The 1101-nt window shown below is 66.8% G+C and carries 1 protein-coding gene; it reads right to left on the reverse strand.

All coding sequences use genetic code 11. From position 1 onward, the window contains the following. Nucleotides 1–1101, reverse strand: a 1101-nt coding sequence (locus tag NQ117_RS23965; RefSeq protein WP_258280510.1) for a hypothetical protein, incomplete at both ends; no start/stop codon positions are given.

A 1101-nucleotide genomic window follows, 5' to 3' on the forward strand; every position in this document is an offset into this window, starting at 1 on the left:
GCTCCTGTTGCTCCTGTCGCTCCCGTGGCTCCCGTCGCTCCGGTTCCTCCTGTTGCTCCCGTGGCCCCGGTGGCTCCGGTTCCTCCTGTCGCTCCCGTTCCTCCCGTTGCTCCGGTTGCTCCTGTTGCTCCGGTCGCTCCTGTCGCTCCTGTTGCTCCTGTCGCTCCCGTGGCTCCCGTCGCTCCGGTTCCTCCTGTTGCTCCCGTGGCCCCGGTGGCTCCGGTTCCTCCTGTCGCTCCCGTTCCTCCCGTTGCTCCGGTTGCTCCTGTTGCTCCGGTCGCTCCTGTCGCTCCTGTTGCTCCCGTGGCTCCTGTTGCTCCGGTTGCTCCTGTTGCTCCTGTCGCTCCTGTCGCTCCTGTTGCTCCCGTGGCTCCTGTTGCTCCGGTTGCTCCTGTTGCTCCTGTTGCTCCTGTCGCTCCTGTCGCTCCTGTTGCTCCCGTGGCTCCTGTTACTCCGGTTGCTCCTGTCGCTCCGGTTCCTCCCGTGGCTCCTGTTGCTCCGGTTTCTCCTGTCGCTCCCGTTCCTCCGGTTGCTCCGGTTCCTCCTGTCGCTCCTGTCGCTCCTGTTGCTCCGGTTCCTCCTGTCGCTCCTGTCGCTCCTGTTGCTCCGGTTCCTCCTGTCGCTCCCGTCGCTCCTGTTGCTCCGGTTCCTCCTGTCGCTCCGGTTTCTCCTGTCGCTCCGGTTCCTCCTGTTGCTCCGGTTCCTCCTGTCGCTCCGGTTGCTCCCGTTCCTCCTGTTGCTCCGGTTCCTCCTGTCGCTCCCGTTCCTCCCGTGGCTCCCGTGACCCCGGTCGGGCCGGTTAACCCCGTAGCTCCCGTTGGACCCGTTACCCCGGTTGCTCCTGTCGCTCCCGCTCCCGTACCTCCGGTCGGGCCGGTTAACCCCGTAGCTCCCGTTGGACCCGTTACCCCGGTTGCTCCTGTCGCTCCCGCTCCCGTAACTCCGGTCGGGCCGGTTACCCCCGTAGCTCCCGTTGGACCCGTTACCCCGGTTGCTCCTGTCGCTCCTGCTCCCGTACCTCCGATCGGGCCGGTTAACCCCGTAGCTCCCGTTGGACCCGTTACCCCGGTTGCTCCTGTCGCTCCCGCTCCCGTAACTCCG

The organism is Paenibacillus sp. SC116 (assembly GCF_024733555.1).
Taxonomy (GTDB): Bacteria; Bacillota; Bacilli; order Paenibacillales; family Paenibacillaceae; genus Paenibacillus_B.